The 912-nt window shown below is 45.0% G+C and carries 1 protein-coding gene; it reads left to right on the top strand.

Going from position 1 to position 912, the window contains the following annotated elements; translation table 11 throughout:
- A partial coding sequence (locus tag QTN94_RS20085) for an ankyrin repeat domain-containing protein (RefSeq protein WP_331428659.1) occupies nucleotides 1-732 on the top strand: 732 nt, incomplete at its 5' end.
- Nucleotides 733-912: the final 180 nt, after the last annotated feature.

Raw genomic sequence — 912 nt, 5'->3', positions numbered from 1 at the left:
GAAGATATCGATGCCCCAGGAAAACACGGGATGACACTGCTTGGCTTTGCCGTAAATGATGAAAACCCCGTAGCCATTAAAGCGTTGATGGCGTTAGGTGCCGATCCATCTATTGAGTTGCCGGAACTAGGCAGCGTGGCTTATCACGCCATGTGGCGCAAAAGTGACGAACCTCTAAAAGCCCTCCTTGAAAGTGGCATGGATCCCAATACCGCGAATGAAGGCAGCTTACGAACATTGATTTTCAACACCCCCTTGCTTGAAGAAAGTGATGCCATGAAGCTTTTAGTCGAGTACGGTGCTGATGTGAATGCCCGCGACTCGTTAGGAAATACGCCTGTATTGCATTTGGTTTCGACTGCCTTTGATGAGGTTCTGTATTTATTGGATCATGGTGCAGATGCCGATGTTATGACAGATAGCGGCGTTTCATTAGCTTACAGTGTACAACTTGATCTTGAAGATATGGATCAATCCACCGAAGCATACCAAAAGATGCTCAAAATCCAGCAGAAACTTGTTGAAAAAGGTGTCAAGTTCCCTGCTTTGACGCCTTTCGGTGAACGTTTTCGCAATGACATCGTTTTTTGTAAAGAGCCGCACGGTTATATGCCGAAAACCGAATGCAAAGTGGAAGGTGTGAATGAATACCTAAGGGAACAAACCGAGCAGGAAAAACGCCAAGATGAAAAGATCCTTAAAGAACGTTTTGGTATCAAACATCGATTTTAAAAGCATCACATGCGGAAAGGCTCAGATGCATCTAACCCCAGGTGGAATCAAGTGAAAAAGTGGGGATGGCTTCTGATTGCAGGGCTGCTTGCTTTATCTATGGTAGCAAAAGGAGATTTGATGAATATTTTTGGCAGCAAACCTTATGCCGACGCCTTTTTTGAAGGGGATATGCTGAAC

It is taken from the genome of Vibrio sp. M250220, from assembly GCF_036533795.1.
Classification (GTDB): domain Bacteria; phylum Pseudomonadota; class Gammaproteobacteria; order Enterobacterales; family Vibrionaceae; genus Vibrio.
The sequence above is the reverse complement of the archived record's forward strand: the minus strand, read 5'-3'. Positions and strand labels throughout refer to the sequence as shown.